The organism is Vibrio sp. 10N.222.46.A1, assembly GCF_041473595.1.
In the GTDB taxonomy this organism is placed as follows: domain Bacteria; phylum Pseudomonadota; class Gammaproteobacteria; order Enterobacterales; family Vibrionaceae; genus Vibrio; species Vibrio tasmaniensis_A.
Genome location: NZ_JBFRSN010001454.1, coordinates 1 through 2,347 on the forward strand (window position 1 = coordinate 1; position 2,347 = coordinate 2,347).

2 protein-coding genes and 1 pseudogene are annotated in these 2,347 nt (G+C 45.2%); 2 read left to right on the forward strand and 1 reads right to left on the reverse strand.

From position 1 onward, the window contains the following. Positions 1-335, forward strand: a pseudogene (locus AB4496_RS27325) (LysR family transcriptional regulator); the annotation flags it as partial. A gap of 100 nt (positions 336-435) precedes the next feature. Beyond that, positions 436-1,050: a LysE family translocator gene (locus AB4496_RS27330; RefSeq protein WP_009845685.1), complete on the forward strand. Its 615-nt coding sequence runs from the start codon at positions 436-438 to the stop codon at positions 1,048-1,050. Between the two features lie 109 nt (positions 1,051-1,159). Here the strand turns inward: AB4496_RS27330 and AB4496_RS27335 are convergent, their stop codons facing one another. Further along, positions 1,160-2,323: a carboxylesterase gene (locus AB4496_RS27335; protein WP_009845684.1), complete on the reverse strand. Its 1,164-nt coding sequence runs from the start codon at positions 2,321-2,323 to the stop codon at positions 1,160-1,162. Positions 2,324-2,347 lie beyond the last annotated feature (24 nt).

Sequence of the window (2,347 nt, forward strand, 5' to 3'; positions counted from 1 at the left end):
GCTATTCGGATATTGCGTTAAAGAAACAGGGACATAAACGCAGAATCGCATTGCAGGTACCGTTCTTTTCATCGGCGGGAAACGTGTTAATGCAAGACGACTACTTGATGATTGTGCCGGAGCATATTGCTTACAACTTGGGTCGACATCTCGATGTCGCTTACTTTTCGCTGCCGTTTGAGACAGAAATGCATACCTATTGGCTGATGTGGCATCCTAAGTATGACAACGACTCTGCCCATAAATGGGCTCGAGAGAAAGCGTTTAAAGCCATCCAAAAGTCGAGTTACAATATAAGTATGATTTCAAATCATACCAGTGATGATAATCTTTGATTTCAAATAATACCTACTGCGGCTTATTGTAAGCGCTAAGTATTGAGTATTAATTGTAGAGTGTTCAGCTGGAACGCTTTGTTTTACTAGGAATGGAATGATGACAGTAACAATTTGGTTTTCTTTATTAGCGATTTGCTTATTGGGTGCAATGTCTCCGGGCCCAAGCTTGGCGATGATCGCTAAGCACAGTTTGGCTGGTGGCCGTATGAACGGACTTATCGCAGCTTGGTCACACGCTGCGGGTATAGGTATCTACGCGTTCGCAACCATTGTCGGTTTAGCCGTTGTGCTTGAGCAATCACCAATGTTGTTCAAAGGGATCAGTTTAGCGGGTGCCGCGTATCTGCTCTATCTCGGTGTAAACGCGTTGCGTTCGAAAGGTGGAGTTGCCGCGAAATTGGAAGCGGGTGAACAGATGAGCTACATGCAGTCTGCTCGCGAAGCTTTCTTGATCTCTATCTTGAGCCCTAAGATCGCTCTGTTCTTTATCGCTCTATTTAGCCAATTTGTGGCGTTAGGTAATGAACTGAGCAATCAAGTGATTATTGTCTCAACGCCGCTGATTGTTGATGGCCTTTGGTATACCTTTATCACTTTGGTGCTCTCTAGCCCGTTGATCGTAGAGCGCATTCGAGCAAAAGCGCAGTTGATCGATCGATTATCAGGCGTGGTGTTGATTCTGCTCGCTGTGCGCGTGGTGTGGACGATATAGCGGTAGTCCATATATTGGTAAGAAACGATATCCATTAAAAAGGCTCACTAGACGTTATCTAGTGAGCCTTTTTGACTTCTATGGATTGGTTTCGAAAGACTTGAGCTTGTTAGCCTTCTGAATTCAGCACCGCATCGAGCTTTTCCATGGAATCTGAAAAGTACGGGTTGTAGGTCAAACGCGCATGGTTTTTACCTTCTTCACGATATCCCCACGCTGAGTACCACACTTCACTTGTCGCGTTGCACTGTGCTTCAAAACCTTCCTCTTGACCATTGGAGCAGATCTTCTCGCTACCATTGATCCCGTAGTAAGGATTGCTTGGCGAGAACAGTAAACCCATATGAGAGCCGTTCGAAATACGTTGCTCTGGGATCTTCATGCTGTATTGAACAGCGCGAGGATCGTCAAGTGTGGTTTCCCCTTGCCAAATCAACACGTTATTTGGGTTTGGCATGGATTCCGTAAATGCCTGCTGAACGAAGTGGGTATCAATGACACTGTCGCCTTCACTCATCATAATAAACACGGGCTTATCAAAGTGTTTGTCTTGAAGGCCCTCACGAACCACTTCTGAGGTTTGGTAGTAAACCGAAGCACCATTCATTGGCAGTGAGTTATAGCGAAGTACATTGTCTTCAGGATCTTGATCCGCCCAAGTGACAAAATAGCTTGCTAGCTCCGCATATTGAACTGCAGAAGAGCTCGGTTGAAACGCAGGAGAGAACAACAGTAACCCAGAGATCTTAGGATCGTTCATCGCCTGTGAAGTCACAAGGTTCGCACCTGTTGAATAACCGCCAAGCCACACAGAATCATACTCTTGCTCCAATAGCTTCGTATGATGAGCTACAACACCTTGCCAATCTTCTAAGCTTGGTTGCATTAAGTCACCGACACGACTGCCGTGGCCCGGTAGCAATACCGTTCTCACTAGGTAGCCTTGTTCTGCTAAGTGCGTTGCGATGTCTTTAAATGAGTACGGAGAATCACCTAAACCATGTACCAATAAAACTGCCTTACCGTTAGGTGCCGCAGGTTTGTATTCGGTGGGTGAATTGAGTCGAATCTCTAGCTGCTTGTCTTTGGTCATGAATACACGGTTTTTCAATAACCAATCTTGAGTTTCATTGACGTAGGCATCAAAGCTGTCTTGCTGATATTCAGGCAAGTTTGGAGATGTTTCGTAAGCAGGTATCGATGTCTCGTTGGAACAACCAACGAGACTTAAAGTCGTTAAGGCGAGCAGCGTTAGAATAGTATTTCTATGCATTTTTTGATGTTGTCTCTGTTGTTC